This is a genomic window from Neolewinella aurantiaca (assembly GCF_008014675.1).
Classification (GTDB): domain Bacteria; phylum Bacteroidota; class Bacteroidia; order Chitinophagales; family Saprospiraceae; genus Neolewinella; species Neolewinella aurantiaca.
In genome coordinates this window covers 1-17,635 of the sequence record NZ_VOXD01000022.1, presented here as the reverse complement: position 1 = coordinate 17,635, position 17,635 = coordinate 1, and the positions used below count along the sequence as shown (strand labels likewise).

Below are 17,635 nucleotides of genomic sequence, written 5' to 3'. Positions count from 1 at the left end.
TTCATTTACCATGTCTGATTCTAACAACCTCAAGAAAGGCCTCGACGTCATCGAACTCGAAGACCGCCTGGAAACCGTACAGATTGCTGCCGCTGGCGATGTTCGCAGCGACCGCTGTGACCGCTGTAGTTGTGACAGCCCTGAATAAGGACCGTATCTAATCAATCATCTAATTTTTTTCACTCAACTAATTATTTATCATGTCTAATTCTAACAATCTCAAGAAAGGTCTCAATGTCATCGAACTCGAAGACCGTCTGGAAACCGTACAGCTTGCCGTAGCCGGTGATGTTCGCAGTGATCGCTGCGACCGTTGTTCCTGTGAAGAAACGGTATCACCTGAGTAATTTCGGTGGTTTTGCTGCTAATGTTTTGCTTACCTCAGGGCGGTGCTTCCACCGGGTTGCACCGCCCTCTTTATCACTATTCAAAGTCTAAATTATGTTAAATATTACTACTTCCCAGGTAAGGGCTATTGAGTTGTCTGACGTTGGCGGTGAAGAATTCATTGTTTTCGTAAATGACCGCGCATTCAATGTCGGCCCAATTTTATACCATATAATTCAGTGGTTAAAAGAAGAGCGCTCTATTCGGTACATTACCTCCGAGATAAACCGCCAGGAGGGCCTTGATGTAACTGAAGTCGAGCTGACCGAAATGGTCAACGATAACTTTGCAAAGTTGGGCCTCGCCGACTCCCCAGATCATAAGCTGAAAAAGCGTCGTTCCGAGTATATTCACGGCAAAGTACAGATAGTAGGTGAAGAGTGGGTCGCTGCGTTATCTGAGCCCTTTAGCGGGCTCTTCAAACCTGCCGTATTTATTACCCTCACGATTCTCGGGACTCTGGTTACCGGCATGTTCTACTATATGTACGGCAACTGGATCAGCGGACAGGAGTTTGGCAATCCTACGCAGGTTTTACTGATCTACCTTACGTTGGCGGGTATTTTCTTCTTCCATGAAATAGGCCATACTGCCGCCGCCAATTGTTTTGGTATCAAGGCTAAAGAAATTGGCTTCGGTTTTTACTTCATATTTCCTGTCTTTTTTACTGATGTAACAAAAATATACGCGCTGCCGAAGCGCAAAAGAATCGTTGTTAACCTGGGGGGGATTTACTTCCAACTCATCGTCAATACCATCCTGATTGTTGCCTGGGCGCTTTTGCCCTGGTCTGCCAACCTGGCTAAGGTGACATTATCCCTTTTGGTAAGCACCAATACGTTCGTACTGCTGTACTCATTGAATCCTTTCTTCCGGAACGATGGGTATTGGATCTACAGTGATCTTTTCAATGTCAAAAATATGCTGATCCGGTCTTACCGTTACCCTTTCGATCTGATCGGTAAACTCTTCAAAGGGCAGCTTAACGTGCCCGAAATCGAATGGCCTTTGCTGGTCTTTGCCTTAGCGAACTTTACGTTCATAGGTAGCTTTGTCGGGGTTTTCGTCCAATCATTCAGCACCCTGAGCACCCAGTTTTACGAGACGGTCTTCAATCCGAATTTTTTCCGGGACATCGGGGAAAATAAAGGGTTCCTGCTCAAGTGTCTCTTCTTCTACGGTGTTATCGGTTTCTTCCTTACCCGCTACTGGAAAGTACTTATGAATATGATCCGCCGTAAGCGTGCTGCCAGGGCCGCCTAACCGAAACGGCTTAATGTCTTAAAAAAAGACGGACGCTCTAAGCCTCTCTTTCTTCTCTCACTCTACAATTAATCAAACCATGACTTTCTCCGAAGGAACGGTAAGGGCATCGCGATGCCTTGACTACCGCAAAAAAACAGAAGGCTACGAAGTTACCCACATCCTAAGTGGCCGGAAGTTCCTCATCAGCGACCCCGCTAAAGACATCCTCGAACTGTTGGAAAAACCCAAGGACTACGGGATCCTCTCGGCCGAACTGTCTTACTATTACGACGAGGCATTGGTAGAAGCAACCCTCAGTAAACTCCATGCCAACGGCATGCTGGTGGGAGAAGACGAGGATGAAACCTTTCACCTCCGCAAAACAGACTTCCAGTTGTTTGGGGTAGAAGATTACGTTCCCGGGCGGAGCGACCGCAGACAGAGTGTATTGGCCGGAATCCCCTTCGGTGACGGCAATACGATGGACCGCCAGTGCGCAGACTTTTCGATCTTCCTCCGCCGGTATTGTCACAACTACCTCTCTACGCTCAACGCACGCATCAACCAGGTCGATTTTCGTTTTCTGGGTGCTCCGAACGAGAATTTCGTTGGCCTGCGGAAGGCATTCTCTGCGGGCGACATCGTCGATGCCGGCGACCTCTACGTACACAACACGGAGTTCTCTTCTTCGATCTACGGCAAAATCGAAAGGTTGACCCAGGAGATTACAGCAGCCGGCGACGTCTCGGTTTTGCTGGGCGGCGATCACTCAATAAGCTACCCGGCCATCAAGGGAGTGGCGGCCAACCATCCCCGGCTGCAGATCGTCCAGTTCGACGCTCATGTGGATACTTACGCCAATCGGATTGGCAACATCTACACCAGCAACGAGCGGGCACCTCATCATCACGGTAATTTCCTTAGCCGGGTACTTGATCTGCCGCAAATTGAACACGTATACCAGTACGGCATCCGGGGGTGCTTCAATATGCGGACAAGAAACCACAAACGTTGCTCCATCTTCTGGGCGCACGAACTGGAAGGAGTTCTGGCCGACAGTACGCCTTCTCCGTTGCTGGAAGACGTTCCGGTTTACCTGACCTTCGATATCGACTTCTTCGACCCGGGGATTGCCCCCGGTACGGCTACTCCCGTAGCTGAGGGAGCCTCCTACAAACAAGGAATGGACCTCCTGCGGAAAGTGCTCGCTAACCATAATGTAGTTGGTGTGGATCTGGTCGAAGTAAACCCTCACCGGGACAAAGGAGAACAGACGATGCAGTTGGCCACAGCAACCCTCCTCAATATTATTAACCAGGTAAATTCGACAAGTCATGAATAATTCCAATTACCGCCAGGTAGTGGACAAAGCGATTCAGGATATCGATGCATCTCTTGCCAAATCTGTCACCGGAGACATCAACTACCGGCTGGGGCTTGAATGCAAGGCAAATCTTCAACGGTTCTTTCCCGGTAATGACTTTGACCATGCAGCTTTTTACCGCGATACCCTGATCAACCGCGAATGGGCCATTGCCGACGAAGACAATGACTACATCCTGAAAGATGCCGAGATCAGAGGAGATAAGACCTTTCTTCAGCCCGGAGCGGGACCTGCGATCTACTGCACCTTCCACCTGGGCTCCTACCGCCTGATCAATTTCCTGCTCTCCCGGAGCGGGGTAGACTTCAGCCTGGTAATCGATGATGACGCTGTAAGGCTTCAGGCTGATAAGTTCAACAGGATCTACGAGCGAATGGAGCGTAGCCCGGAGTACCCAGGAACATTCAGCATCCTTAATGCTGAAAAGCAGAACATCGGCATCAACATGATCCGAACACTGAAAAGCAACCGCAGTTTGCTTCTGTACCTCGATGGTAACAGCGGGGTAGGAGGTATGGACCGGCGCGACGAGAAGCTGCTGAGTATTGAACTTCTTGCCGGCCGGATTCTGGCCCGCAAAGGGATCAGCTACATCAGCTACCGGACGAAGACACCGATCGTTCCGGTGTACAGCTTCCGTGAAGGAGATAAGAACGTACTGGAACTTTTGCCAGCGGTTTACCCTGACGTTGCCATGAGCTCCGATGAGTACTGCCAGGCAACGACACAACTGCTTTACGACAACCTCGCCCTGCACCTGCGTACGCGCCCCACCCAATGGGAAGGATGGCTTTATGTACAGAAGTTTGTCGACTTCGATGAAGCTCCGCTGGTCGCTGAATCCGCTGCTACGGAGGGGCTGAGCTTCAACCTGAGTCGCTACGATATTTATCAGAATCCTGATGAAAAAGGGGTGCTGTTTGATCGCCACGACTACAGTTACTTCTCTATCTCTAAGGGGCTCTACACCGTACTCAACGATACGATTGAAGCAGGGTGCCTCCAGTATCAAATTAAACGTAATCTGCTCGATGACCTGTGCCGCCGCGCCGTGTTGATCGCAGCCTAAACCATTCTACCATGAAATATTTTACAAATAACTTTTTGTTCTTAGCGGCTGCGTTGTTCCTTACTTCGCAGGCCTTTGGCCAGGCCATCCGCCTTACGGGAGTACTTACAGATTCCGATAATTCGCCTGTCGAAATAGCCAACGTTCTTCTGCTCAACGAAGGAGGAGATTTGGTGACCGGAGACTTTGTCTATGACGGTTCGTATTCCATCGAAGCCCCTGGTGCGGGCACATACGTACTGCATTTCACCGCTATAGGATTTGCCGATGGCAGTACGCCTCTTGATCTTCCGGAAGGCGTGGACTCCTACGATGTACCAACCTTCGGGCTCGAGGCCGCCGGTGTGGACATTGCGACAGTAGAGGTGACTGCACTGAGAAAGCCATTATTTGAGAACCAGGCAGGGAAACTGATCGTCAATGTAGGAGAGAGTCAGCTAGCGGCAGGTTCTTCGGTTCAGGAACTACTCGCCAAAACGCCAACCGTTCAGGCCGAAGAAGAAGGTGGGGTATCTGTCTTCGGAAAAGGACAGGCAATCGTCCTGCTCGACGGAAGGCGTGTGACCGGAAACGAACTTACCTCCTTACCCGCCGACGATATTGAGAAAATTGAGGTGATCTCCAATCCTTCTGCCCGCTACGAAGCGAGTGGCCGTGCCGTGATCAATATTACCTCTAAAAAGAACCGCCGGCAGGGAACTTACTTCAACCTTACCTCTTCCCAAAGGTTTGGCCGCCACTGGCGTTCGTCAAACGGGGTGCTGGCCAGTTTCCGGAACAGCAAGGTCAATCTGCAAGGCAGTTACTATTACCATCCTTACAAAAAAGACTTCACGGAAGAGTACGAACGCGAGCAAGGGGAGGTAGCCCTGGATCAACGGATTGACCGTTTGCGCGACCAGCACCGGGCGCATACCTACCGCGCTTCGCTTGACTATAACCTTGGCCCGGAATCGGGCATTGGCCTGCAGTACCGGGGTGCCGCACGGGGGCAGCGCGACCAGGTCAGCAACGTCAACCTGATCAGCGGAGCGGGTGACCTGACTGGTATTTTCAATGCTTCCAACTCCGGCGAGAGTTCCATGCGAAACTCTCTGACCTTCAACTACTGGAAGAATTTCGGAGACGACGGCAAAGAACTGCGCTTCATCGCCGACGTTGTAGACCACAACTTCGATAAGTCTGAACTATTCAACGAAAGCTTTCGGTATACGGGCAGCGAGGACGAGAGCCGCCAGCGGCAAAGCACCAACCGTAGCGACGTGACGGTAGGTACCGCCCAGCTTGATTTCACCCTGCCAACGACCTGGGGAGCAGGCTCTCTTACCACTGGTGTACGTGCTGTTTCAATCGAAAGCCGCAGCTCTCTGCTGTTTGAGGAAATGATTGGATCCGTGATGATTGAAGACGACAATCTTTCTAATAAATACAATTATCAGGAGAACGTAGGAGCTGGGTTTACGGACTGGGCCGGTTCTTTCGGTAAGCTGAAGGCACAGGCTGGTTTGCGCGCGGAGTACACTCAAACGGACGGAGTCAGCCGGGGTGGAAACGGTACCGTAATAGACCGTGATTACCTCAATATTTTCCCGAGTATCGGGTTCACCTATCCGGTAGCTCATCAACTGGATATGAACCTGAAGTACGGCAAACGGATCGACCGGCCAAGTTTCGGAGACCTTGATCCTTTCCTGTTTTATATCGACAGCCTGTCTTACTCTCAGGGCAATCCTGACCTCCTCCCCGCGCTGTCTCACAACATTGATTATAGCTTGATTTACCGTCAGTTCGCCTCCTTCAACGTTGGATACCAGGAGACCAACAACGCGCTGTTTCAGTACGTAGAACCGATTCCTGACCAAGAGGGAGGTGCCCGTTTATCGATGCGCAACCTCGACCGGGTCCGCACCTTCAGCGTGGGGCTGACGCTGCCCTACCAGACAAAAACCTGGACGACAGTAAACAACTTCGGGATGAAGTGGAACGAGGTGTCTACGACGCTGAATGGCGAAGAACTGGAGTTCAACCGTCCGCTGTGGTACGCGGCTTTTTACAACTCAGTGAAAATTGGCAAGGGCCTTACCGTAGAAGCAACTATTCAGTACAACAGCTCTGGTCAGAATGGCATCTTCACCTTCTCGCCCAACCTGCAAACCAATGCAGCCATCAGCAAGAAAATGCTGGGCGATAAGTTGAGCCTTACCCTTTCCGCTAATGACTTTTTTAACATCGACCGGAATCGCACGCAGGTGAATATCGAAGGGCTGGATGTCAGCACCGAATCATTCTACGATGCCCATTGGGTACAGTTCGCCGTCAAGTACCGGGTTGGCACGAATAAGAGTAGTAAGCTCGACCGTTCGATCGGAAACGAGAATAGCAACCGTATCAATTAATTCGGACTCCCGGAATCAAAAGCCCACCAACCATGATACTCGTTCTAACCTATCGTAAATATGAACAGGGCACCGACCCGGTTATCGACTGGCTTATTCGCTACGACGCGCCGTTTGTTCGCCTCGACCTCTTAAGCCTTCTGGAAGGCAGGAACAGGCTGCACTTCGAGGATGATGGCCGAATCATCATTGATGGCTACGACCTGCAGGATCAGATAAAGGTGGTGTTCTACCGGCGATTCTTACGCAGCCTGCCGCTCGATAACTGCCAGGAACTTCCCCATCATTTGCCTCAACTCCGTAGTGACCTGAACCGTGAAGCGGCGGATGTTTTCCGGGAGATTTTTCGCCGTCTCTCTCACGCCCACTGGCTGCCCGATTTTGAAGCATCTGAACGGGCGGACAACAAATTGCACATGACCAAACTGGCGCGGGCGGCAGGATTGCGCGTCCCGTCTACCCTGGTCTGTAACCGTAAGGATACGCTGCTCGATTTCTACCGGAAAAAACCGGGGGGACTGATCTGTAAGCCCATCAATTTTTGCGGATATTATTTCCGGGATGGCTTTGCGTTCACAGCCTACACGAAGATGGTGGACGAAGATTTTCTGAAGGCAACTCCGGATCGCTTTTTCCCTACGCTGTTTCAGGAAGTCGTCGAGAGAGACTTTGAACTGCGCATATTCTACCTCGACGGGAAGTTCTTCCCAACCGCCATCTACTCCAACGACTACGGCGAAAATCTGGCCGATGTCAAACTGATCGCAGAGGAGGATACGACGCACAACCTGCCCTTCGCACTCCCGGAGGAACTCAAGGAACGTCTTGATGCATTCATGAAGTCGGCAGGCCTCACGACCGGCTCGATCGACGTGCTGAAAGACATGGACGGAAGGCATCAGTTCATCGAAGTGAACCCGGTGGGCCAGTACCTGGCTCCGGGCCGCAAGTGTAATTATTTCATCGAAAAAAAGATCGCCGAATGGCTAATTCAAAAAAACAGGGAAGCGAGCGGCCTCCGGTCGCTTTCACCACAAAATCTTACCGTGACCTCCCCCTCCATTACCGCCACCTGAAAGGGCAGCGCCGGTCGGAGAACCGGGAACTGATCAGCGGACAACGCTTCAGTTCTTCTACTCGTCATGGTGCCGGACAGTACCTAACTACCTCACTTTACAAACCGCTCTCCAATCTGGAGCCGCCTCGTTTGGAGAAAAACCCTTCCCATGAAACTTCCTGATAACTGGCGAGAACTCTACTTTACTCTATTTCCCGATGTGGTCCTGGTAAAGGGGGAAAGAGACGCTGCCGCATACGACTTTAACCGCGCCGAACTCGTGCCCATTCCTCCCGTTCTTTGCGATCTGGTCGAGGAACTGGAAGTACACACCTGTGGTGAACTCGCTGGTTCACTGCCCCCGGATCAAAGTCCGTTGGTGGGGAAATACCTGAGCTATCTTCTGGAAAAAGACTTCGGTACTTTCCGGGAAGAAATCATTGCCTTCAAGCCCCTGGATCGCGATTGGGACCAGAGCAATGAGTTGCTGAGCGCCCAGTTAGAGCTAAACGCATCTTCTGATTACAACGTAGCAGCAGTACTGGACCAGATAACGGATCTTAATTGCTTCCAGCTGGAACTCCGTCTGGGTGAAAAATGGGCGAACCCCGAAGCGGTGGAAGGGCTCCTCGAGCTCGTCCGTGGCAGCACCCTCAGGGCTGTCGATCTGTACCTGACCGACGGAAGTGCCTGGACGCCGGAAAGAGGAGATGACCTGTTTGCCCGGCACCCCAAGCTGCTTCACTTTATGGCTTATGCTGCACCAACCGCCTACGAAAAAACCTTTCATCCGGGCACTCTGAAAATGGTTGTGCATCCTCTTCCGAAAGGAGAGGAGCGAAGGAATCATTATAAGGGACGGTACATCGTGAATTACCAGTACTTCACCGAGGCACTTCGCTTCAACCCGCTACTCAATCGTAGGGTAAGTGTGTCCTCCTTCGGGTATTGGAAGAACGACCTCATGTACGAAGAAACTTTCGGTCATGTGACCGAAAGGAAACTAACCGAAGTACTGGCAAGCCCTGAATTTACCCGGCTTTGGAAAGTAAATGCAGATCGCATCGTCGACCTCAAGGATTCCGCCAGACGATATGCCGTATGGCCCGCCGAGCCGCTTACCGCCCTACAGGACGGTTCCGGTTGTTACACTTTTTTCACTCCATCACTCTGAATGTCTTATCATGAAATATATATTCGATAACCACCTCACTAATTTAGTAACGGCCGAAATCGTCTTTGGCTCTCCCCGTCGGAATTGTCGTAACCTGGGCATATGCAAGGTGCTCACCGAGTCTGGCGCAAAAGAACAATCGCTACCCGATTGCTGCTTGTCTGCGACGGCTAATATCCTGATCGGGGACTACGGCCGCCTGCTGATGTTGTTCCCCATGGAGGGAATCACCGAAGAGGTAATCACGCGCTATTTTCAGGGAGACGTTTTTACGATAGAGAGTGCTTACACCCTGCCCCCGGAAGTATGTACAGCACTTGGACGCGACGGAGGGCGACTCTCCGTTATGCCGGGTAAATTCCCTGTTCTTATGCTGGGGGAAGGCTTACTCATATCTGTGCCACTAATGGCCGTCAGCAACGAGCACTTTGGCCGCGAGGAGGTCTACCGTGAGTTATTGACAGGAGCTATTGCGGGATAGAACGGTTCAGGGGGGAGACAAATACTGGCACCTGCGTACGCGTCCGAACAAACGGCATCGTAATACGAGGGCGCGCACGCAGGTGCAAGGGGAGTTGAAAAGAAAGGATCACCCGTGAGCGCAGGTAAAAGCAACCCGGTCAGAACTGATAACTTCCCGTCAGGGGAAGTTGTCACCGGGTCCCGGGAAGGTATCGCCAGCCAACAGCAACTGGCGGTGGCAATTATTTCTATCCGTTGGTCAACAGCTTGTTTGCCGTTAAGGACTACCGGAGGATTGAACTGAAGTTTTACCGCACAAGCCCCTTCAACAATCTATGTTTTTAACCTCACCCTGCATCCTGCGGCCGCGCCTGCTGAAATCTACGATTTGATTGTTTTGCTCTACCGTTCAGCATTTCGGCCGATGAGCAGGCCGAATGAGAGATTGTCGATGAAATCAGGGCAGCTATCTAAACCGCCCACACTGCCTGGCGGAAGCCCCGAAGTTTGTTTCATCAATCAGGAACATCACTTCTGATTTAAAACAGATATCGCCATGAACAATCGAATTTTCAAATCATTCAGCGGACTTACTTTACTGACCTTACTGATGATCGTCTTTGCTTCTCCGGAAGTTTACAGCCAACGTAACCAACCCCGCAAGACGGAAACAGTGAAGGTCGTGAAAACCACGAGAGCTAAAGCCAAATCACCGGCGCGGGGAACCAAAGTGGCCGCGCTTCCCCAAAAGACGACGGTAATTACCCACCAGAACAGCAAGTATCATTACCGCGATGGGGTGTACTACAAGCCCCAACAGAACAATTACGTTGTGGTAGCTCCGCCCGTCGGCGTGCGCGTGAAGACACTGCCCGCCAATCTTCCTTATTTGCTGCGTGGCAACAAAAGATACTACCTCTACCAGGGTAGTTACTATTACCCCGTAGCCGAGGGCGGCTACGAAGTGGTCGATACTCCCGTAGGAGCAATCACCGATTGGCTGCCGGAAGGGTACGAAACCGTCGATCTGGACGGTCGGGTGTACTACCGGGTAGACGAAACCTACTATAAGGCTGTGCTGGAACCAAACGGCAACGTTGTGTACGAGGTCGTGCGGGTGTAGGAACACGCGCTTAGTCTCTGTTTTTCGCACCAAAGTGGCGGTCGGGCTTCAGCACGAAAATGGAAGCATTTTCGGATATTCTTAAACCGAAAGCCTACTTTGATGCGTTAAGCAGTCAGACAAAATATATCCAAAGATATGGGCGCTGATTTCCAAATGAACACCAATCTCTCTCCTGGCATACAGGCGATGCTTCCGTTATTGTACGCAGCCTGGGCCGACCGGCACCTTAATTTGAAAGAAATTCACGCCCTGCGCAAAAAGGCCAATACCCTGGCGTTTCTGACGGAAGCGGACAAGAAAGAGTTGATGGAATGGACGGATCCCGTCCGTCCGCCCGCCCGCGAGTTGTTTCAGCAGTGGCAAACGATGGGGCGCAACGCAGCAGAAATGCTGCCCCCCGACCGGAAGGCCAGTCTGGCTGAACTCAGTGCCATCCTGGGCCATAATGCCGAAGGCAATGCTGCCGACCGGGCTGCTTTCTGGGATCAGCAGATCAATCCGCTGACCGAACTGGAACTCGGCCTCGGAGGCATCAACGAAACTACTTACCGCGGGTTATTCCCCCGCTTCGATCAGCGGGAAAAACTCGTGGAAGCCGTCCGCGATGCAACCGTGAATCCCGCTGAATTTCAGGCGGTCCTCGATGGAGAACACGCAGATACCATCGCCCGGGTAAAAGAAATTCTTCTGCGTCCGGCCTTCGAACGCAAGACACTGCGCATAAAAGAAGAATACCGCGATCAGGTGCTGGAGTGGTGCAAAATCCTGGGGCAGGAAGGAATTGGCGCTATGGCCTTCCCCGAAGAATACGGCGGTGAAGACGACATGGGCTCTTACGCAGCGGCCTTCGAGACGCTGGCTTACCACGACCTTAGCATGACGATCAAATTCGGCGTCCAATTTGGTCTCTGGGGAGGGGCCGTTGCTAACCTGGGCACGAAGCGCCATCACGATAAGTACCTGCGTGAAACGGGAACGCTGGAGTTGCCCGGCTGTTTCGCGATGACGGAGACTGGCCACGGCTCCAACGTGCGCGGCCTGGAAACCACCGCAGTCTACGACCACGAAACCAGGGAACTCATCGTTCACTCACCGAGCGTTGCGGCGGGCAAAGAGTACATCGGCAACGCAATGCACAGCAAGGTCGCAGCCGTATTCTGCCAGCTCATTGTTGGCGGCGAGAGCAAGGGCGTGCACGCCGTGGTGGTCCCGATTCGGGACGAAGAGCATAACACCCTGCCCGGAGTCCGGGTGGTGGACAATGGCTATAAGCTCGGCCTGAATGGGGTCGACAACGGGAGGCTTTGGTTTACCCGGGTTCGGGTCCCGGTAGAGAATCTGCTGGATAAATTCGGAGGCATCAACGCTGCGGGTGATTACGAAAGCGAGATCGAGAACCCCAGCCGCCGCTTCTTCACGATGCTCGGCACCCTGGTGGGCGGGCGCGTTTGCGTACCGCGCGCGGGAATGAGCGCGGCCAAGTCGGCCCTGGCCATCGCAGTCCGTTATGGACTGCGCCGCCGCCAGTTTGCCGCCGATCCGCTGAAGGCGGAGACCATCATCATGGATTACCCCAACCAGCAGCGCCGGTTGATTCCGCTGGTGGCCAAGGCTTACGCCGTACAGTTCGGCCTTGATTACCTGCTGGAGCGCTACGTGAACCGCTCCGAAAAAGATATGCGGGAGATCGAAGCGATGGCTGCCGGACTGAAGTCTTACGCCACCTGGTTCGCTACCGCCGCCATCCAGGAGTGCCGCGAGGCGACCGGTGGTAAGGGCTACCTGGCCGAAAACCGCTTCGCCGACCTGAAGGCCGATACCGACATCTTCACCACCTTTGAGGGTGACAACAACGTGCTGATGCAGCTGGTAGCGAAGTCTTTGCTGACCGAATTCAGTAAGTCCTTCAAGGAAGACGGAAACTTTGCAATGCTGAAATTTATCAGCCGCCGGGTCTCTACCATTGTTACGGAACAAAACCCTTACGCCATCCGGCAGACCGACCGGGCGCACCTCACTTCGCGGGCCTTCTACCAGCAGGCGTTCGACTTCCGTGCACGGCGGCTCACAAGCACGCTGGCACAGCGCCTGCGGGCTTACGTGAAAGACGGTAAATCATCGCACGAGGCCAGCCTGTTGTGCCAGACGCACATGATTGCGGCGGCGGAGGCTTACGTGGAGTCGCTCTGCCTGGAGCACAGCCTGAAACGGGTGGATGCGCTGGAGAGCGGCCAAACCAAATCGGTCCTCAAAAAAACGATCCAGCTCTACGCGCTACACACCATAGAGAGTCATGCAGGCTGGTACCTGGAGAGCGACTACATCGCCGGGGTTAAATCCAAGGCCATCCGCAAAGCGGTGGACGTGCTTTGCGCCGAATTACGGTATGAGGTTGGCGCGCTGGTGAATGGGTTTGGTATTCCGGATGAGCTGTTGGGGGCGCCGATTGCTTTGTAGGTTGTTTGGGGCGCCTTCGGGCTGTTTACAAAGCTGGAACCTGCAGTAGCTCCGGCTTTAGCCGGCAGCTTGAACTTTGAAAAATCCGGACGCTCGAAGACTTGCGATAACTCCGCCTGCGGCTACGCTATCACAAGCGCTTTGAGATCCTTTGAACACCCGTTGAGGGTCTTGAAGCGCGCTGAAAACGCAGCGCAGCGGAGTGATAAGCGTCTTCAAGCGCCCGGCAGATGTGAATCCACGCCCAGAATACCACACCCCTCATGGGTATGAGGTTGGCGCGCTGGTGAATGGGTTTGGTATTCCGGATGAGCTGTTGGGGGCGCCGATTGCTTTGTAGGTTGTTTGGGGCGCCTTCGGGCTGTTTACAAAGCTGGAACCTGCAGTAGCTCCGGCTTTAGCCGGCAGCTTGAACTTTGAAAAATCCGGACGCTCGAAGACTTGCGATAACTCCGCCTGCGGCTACGCTATCACAAGCGCTTTGAGATCCTTTGAACACCCGTTGAGGGTCTTGAAGTAGGGTGTGTAATCTGATTCTATTATCCTCCGTCGCTTTTTCGTAGCTCTCGCTCCATACGCTTCCGGATGCCGTACCGGTTGTGACACACATTGCGGCACCGCCACTCGTCAAGTCGTGGGCCGCTGACCTGGCGCATGGCTTGCTGTACGAAGTCGACGGATATCTTGCGGTTGTACAGGGGCATGGAAAGCACGTCAGCAGAGATAGCTTTCATGCCGCCTTTGTTCTTATATCGCCCGAAGATACTCTCGATGATGTCAGAGCAGCACTGTACACGTATCCAATTTGCGTAAAAGTCGGTATGGTCGGCAAAGTATTTCATCATGGCGGTGATGAAGTCCTTTGCTTTTTGGGTTAGCTGGGGCTGCATCTGTAGGTAGGCTACCACATCGTTTATCCATCCGTCCCGGCTAGCCTGACTAAGCCCTTCATATTTCACCGGGGGGCGGTAATAACTATCAAGCGGTGTACTTGGCGTAAGCGCAGATCGAGCCATCGGTTGCGTCCGCTATTCAATCGCTCCCGCAGCCTCACATCAAGTGACGAACCGTAGGCATCGATTCGATCCATCCATGCCACCAGGGTGAAGATACGTCCAAAGCGGTCCTTGTCCCGCAGCGTGGTCGGAAGTGCGAAGGCGTTGTCGGTCATCGTCAACTGCTGGCGAAGTAAGCCGACACTGGCATTGAGTTTGCTTAGTGCTGCGTCACCCTTGAATAGTTTTTTAACTACGTTCATCATCACGTGGCTACAGTCGCTAACGACCGGCAGGGCCAGCTTGCGTAGCGCAGCCAATAAATTACTACCCCGGTCACAAATAACGTAGCGTAAACGGATACCGGGGCGCTCAGTCAGCAAACGGCTGATAAATGTAGCCACTTCATCTGCGTTCCAGGACGACTGTACTTCCATACCTGGAACCTCCATGTCAGAGACACACTGCCGGCGGCACAACCGGAATGCCCAGGAACGACTCGCGATCCGACAACGTTTATCCCTTCCGGTATACAACGCCTTACTCGACTGGGTGAATTACGCTCAGGTCAATAACCTGTCAAAGGGCGATATGGGCAAGGCGCTCCACTACGCCAAGAACGAGCTTCCCAAACTAAGGGCCTGCTTAACCGACGGCCGCCTGGAGCTAGACAACAACCTAATTGAAAACTCTATCCGGCCGCTGGCCCTGGGCCGCAAGAATTATATGTTCGCTGGCTCCAACAAGGGCGCTCAGCGCGCGGCGATGATGTATTCCTTTTTTGCCAGCTGCCAAAAACTGGACGTCAACCCAAGAGAATGGCTCAAGGATGTACTTGAGCGGTTGCCGGACCACCCTGTTAATGGGCTGGAGACGTTACTGCCGGGGGAATGGGGTAAGGATGGTGAGGTGTAGTTGGTCGGATGGTTACAAACATTGACGGTTCTTCTTGTTCGTTATGTGCTAACATTATTGCAGGGTAGACCTTGCAAAGGTATTTGCTTTTTGCCCGCGCTTGATGAAAATAATAGGCTTTTTCAGGAAATTACTTTCAATCCTATAATGTCTTCAACAATGGGCATGCGAATAAGGTTAAGCTTTCGTTTGTTTTTGAAATGTCGATATTTTTTGAAAAAAAACCTTCGAAAATTTTGCAATAAAGCTTTTAATGCTTAAACGGGGCTCGAAGTTTGGGGAAGTTTGGGGAAGTTTGGGGAAGTTTGGGGAAGTTTGGGGAAGTTTGGGGAAGTTGTTATTATAACTTCTGTACTTTGGTACAGTTAATAGGCTCCATTACGCCTTTGAGTAGTGGTCCGTTACCGGCGCGGGATATAGATCGGAGTTTAAATCCTATTCTTATGAAGCCTTTAATACTTAGGTTTTTGGTTCTTTTTGCTGTAGCGACGTTTGGCATGATGCCAGTTAGTAATGCTACCGGAGGAGGAAATGGACCCTTTTTAGATGTTCGACGTAACACAAATGTTTCTTGCGATGACGGCACCGAAGTAAGGCGCTGTGATTTGGGTCAAGGGCGTTGCGAACCTTGGATGCAGAAGTTTTGTGCCTTCGGTCCGCATTCGTAACATTACCTCACGGTGTGACAAGTTGTTGGGAGTTCTATTTCTGCTATAATGTATAATTTTATATGATTTGTAATCTATAGCATGAGGTGTGAATTAAAATAATTATGTTAACGTCTTCTGTGATAGATTTATTTAAATAAATGTATTGATGCAGGGATGAAATTTCCAATAACAAGTCATTTTTGGTGCCGAAAGGTAGCTTATATTATACAGTGGTAAAAAAGTAAGATATGAATATTGAATTTGCGAGTTACTTTCGGCAAGATTGGGCTAAAATCATTTGTGGGTTGTTAATTTTTTTTCTTTTTGAGAGTTGCGCTTCTGATGGTGCCATAAATAGCGATGTCATAAAGATTGAGGACGTCAGCCCTGTTGTTGACGAGGAATGGTTTGTAATAAATGATTTCATTCCATTGGTTTCAAAAGACAATGTAGATTATCTCTACTCTTTTAATAAGATTCTCCGATCTGACGATGGCTATTACTTACTTCAACAAGAAGGGACCGAGAGGACCATTTTTAAATTTTCGAATTCCGGAAAGATGTTGAGAAGTCTTAATGGACAGAGTAATTTTGAAAAAAAATTTTATGCTGCTACTGATATCGATCTTGTAGATGGCAATTTAACAGTGTTAGATCGTTATGCAGGAGAATTATTATATTTCGATTCGGATTTATACTTTCTCCGATCTTTTAAATTTGATGAAGATAAAAAGCCGCAAAATGTAGCATTTGTCACAAACAAAGAAATTATTGTTCGCCCAGATTTTATAGAGAACCCACGGAGTTCAATTTTGTATGGATATATAACTGATCAACTATCTTTAGTGAGGCCAAAGGCTTTAAGCGAAGTTGCAGGTGCGTTAGCCCGCACGGTACAGTCAGCAACGTTTGAAAATTTTCACCAAACTAGTTTAGATAATACTCTTTTGTACACAGAATTTTATGATTGGAGGATTTTTGATGTTAAGGATGCTACAATACGGGAAAAATACACGGTAGAATTAAATGATGCCATGAGGTATACGGAAAACGAGATGCTGCGAATGAAGTCCATGGATTCAGATGAATTATTTGAGTTTTCTGCTAGAGTTAAGAAGTACAAACATATAGATTATGTATTTGAAAGTAAAAATTATCTATTTTTATCAAGTATAAGGCCTGGTGAACGATTAATAGTAATTAAAAATCTCACGACGAATAGAGTGAAGTCAGGGGTGATTGATTTACGTAATCAACAATATATAGAAGGACGTGGTATTCCTCCATTAAAGTATTTGAAAGGAATTACAGATAGTGGGAAGCTTATATTTTATTTCCCAGCAGAGTTATTCGCAATGTATGGGAGCGAAGTGAGAGAAAAGAAAAATACTGGTCAGAAATTGAACAATGTTGAAAATAAATTGCTGCATGCGGCTAATATTATGACTCCATACTGTAGCTATGTATTAGCGGAAGTTACGTTTAATGACAAAGTGATTAATTAGCATGATTTTAATGCGCCCAATAGTGAAGGATGGTTTTGGTTATTGCGAAGTTAAATGCGCAAAATAAAAAAATAGAGGGCGGTATATTGAATGTAAGGGTGGCCATCCCTTGAAAATGGCAGTGGGGCAAGGTCGCTTTCTTATAAGTGACAACGACAAAAATGAGCTCATTTGCCTCAGCTGTACTAGCGGAAAGATAATCAAGAACGGTAAGACCTACTACGGAAAAGAATCATATGTGTAAAGATTGCAACCGCCAGTTCATCGCTGAAAGCAGCCCCGACGAAATCAGGCTTACCGTAATCCTTGTGTTGAACTGACCCGCCCACGACCAGGCCCTATGGGTATTCAATCAAAAGAGTCGGTCCTTGCCGCGAAGCGGAGGGGTAAAATCAATGATTCCAGACTTAAAACTGGGGTGTGCACCTCCCTTAAACCACAACTGCTCAATAGTGGAAATGCTTGTCTGAGTTTCCGTAACTTGCAGGGGCTTGGTAGCCCGGACTATTATGGGAACGATTTTGGGCGGTGTATCAAATGTAAGGATAGGAATCTAGGTTTCGTTGCCACAAGAAATATCGGATTGCTGCGACATGATTGCTGAGGTCTTTCGAGAAGCTGAGCGTCTTTCGGACGAGCCTGCTAACTCGCGCCCTTACACCGGTAAAGTAGCCCTCTATATAGTAGGTGAAGGCTTTTCCCGGCTTGTGCTGCTCTGGAGGGATTAGTTGGTAGTAGCTTTCAAAATGATCAGTAGCAAATTGACATTTTTGCCTTAATCGACTTGGGAGTTTGTCAAGGATAGCTTCAAGA

Annotated in this window: 15 protein-coding genes; 12 read left to right on the top strand and 3 right to left on the bottom strand. The window is 50.5% G+C overall.

The annotated features are described in order from the left end of the window. Positions 1-200 precede the first annotated feature (200 nt). From FUA23_RS22335 to FUA23_RS14325, 10 genes are all read left to right on the top strand, one after another. Entirely contained in the window at positions 201-347 is a 147-nt protein-coding gene (locus tag FUA23_RS22335; RefSeq protein ID WP_187271041.1) for a hypothetical protein, read from the top strand. Positions 348-441: 94 nt separating this feature from the next. After that, positions 442-1,650: a site-2 protease family protein gene (locus FUA23_RS14365; RefSeq protein WP_147931447.1), complete on the top strand. Its 1,209-nt coding sequence runs from the start codon at positions 442-444 to the stop codon at positions 1,648-1,650. Positions 1,651-1,729: 79 nt separating this feature from the next. Then, a complete protein-coding gene (locus FUA23_RS14360; RefSeq protein ID WP_147931446.1) occupies positions 1,730-2,974 on the top strand; it encodes an arginase family protein in 1,245 nt (414 codons plus the stop codon). After that, on the top strand, positions 2,967-4,085 hold the full coding sequence (locus tag FUA23_RS14355; protein ID WP_147931445.1) for an LpxL/LpxP family acyltransferase: 1,119 nt from the start codon (positions 2,967-2,969) through the stop codon (positions 4,083-4,085). The genes FUA23_RS14360 and FUA23_RS14355 overlap by 8 nt, the downstream gene beginning before the upstream one ends. A gap of 11 nt (positions 4,086-4,096) precedes the next feature. Next, positions 4,097-6,481: a TonB-dependent receptor domain-containing protein gene (locus FUA23_RS14350; RefSeq protein ID WP_147931444.1), complete on the top strand. Its 2,385-nt coding sequence runs from the start codon at positions 4,097-4,099 to the stop codon at positions 6,479-6,481. Positions 6,482-6,513: 32 nt separating this feature from the next. Next, a complete protein-coding gene (locus tag FUA23_RS14345; protein ID WP_147931443.1) occupies positions 6,514-7,557 on the top strand; it encodes an ATP-grasp domain-containing protein in 1,044 nt (347 codons plus the stop codon). A gap of 150 nt (positions 7,558-7,707) precedes the next feature. After that, positions 7,708-8,712, top strand: a complete 1,005-nt coding sequence (locus tag FUA23_RS14340) for a hypothetical protein (RefSeq protein WP_147931442.1) — start codon at positions 7,708-7,710, stop codon at positions 8,710-8,712. A 10-nt stretch (positions 8,713-8,722) separates the two neighbouring features. Then, the gene (locus tag FUA23_RS14335) at positions 8,723-9,193 is read left to right on the top strand and encodes a hypothetical protein (protein ID WP_147931441.1); all 471 of its coding nucleotides are present in this window, start codon (positions 8,723-8,725) and stop codon (positions 9,191-9,193) included. 537 nt (positions 9,194-9,730) lie between these two features. Further along, a complete protein-coding gene (locus tag FUA23_RS14330) occupies positions 9,731-10,297 on the top strand; it encodes a DUF6515 family protein (protein WP_147931440.1) in 567 nt (188 codons plus the stop codon). A gap of 138 nt (positions 10,298-10,435) precedes the next feature. Then, a complete protein-coding gene (locus FUA23_RS14325) occupies positions 10,436-12,757 on the top strand; it encodes an acyl-CoA dehydrogenase family protein (protein WP_147931439.1) in 2,322 nt (773 codons plus the stop codon). Positions 12,758-13,296: 539 nt separating this feature from the next. On the opposite strand, the gene FUA23_RS14320 is transcribed toward FUA23_RS14325, so the two are convergent. Next, positions 13,297-13,647 (bottom strand): hypothetical protein, encoded by a 351-nt coding sequence (locus tag FUA23_RS14320; protein ID WP_147931438.1) that lies wholly within the window; start codon positions 13,645-13,647, stop codon positions 13,297-13,299. 65 nt (positions 13,648-13,712) lie between these two features. Next, a complete protein-coding gene (locus FUA23_RS14315; RefSeq protein WP_147931437.1) occupies positions 13,713-14,204 on the bottom strand; it encodes a hypothetical protein in 492 nt (163 codons plus the stop codon). Between FUA23_RS14315 and FUA23_RS22330 the strand changes: the two genes are divergently transcribed. Both FUA23_RS22330 and FUA23_RS14305 read left to right on the top strand, forming a co-directional pair. Next, positions 14,203-14,667, top strand: a complete 465-nt coding sequence (locus tag FUA23_RS22330; protein WP_187271037.1) for an IS66 family transposase — start codon at positions 14,203-14,205, stop codon at positions 14,665-14,667. The genes FUA23_RS14315 and FUA23_RS22330 overlap by 2 nt on opposite strands. A gap of 898 nt (positions 14,668-15,565) precedes the next feature. After that, on the top strand, positions 15,566-16,822 hold the full coding sequence (locus FUA23_RS14305; protein ID WP_147931436.1) for a hypothetical protein: 1,257 nt from the start codon (positions 15,566-15,568) through the stop codon (positions 16,820-16,822). Positions 16,823-17,355: 533 nt separating this feature from the next. Here the strand turns inward: FUA23_RS14305 and FUA23_RS14300 are convergent. Then, positions 17,356-17,635 (bottom strand): IS1 family transposase (locus FUA23_RS14300; protein WP_262713711.1); only part of this gene is annotated, 280 nt, incomplete at its 5' end.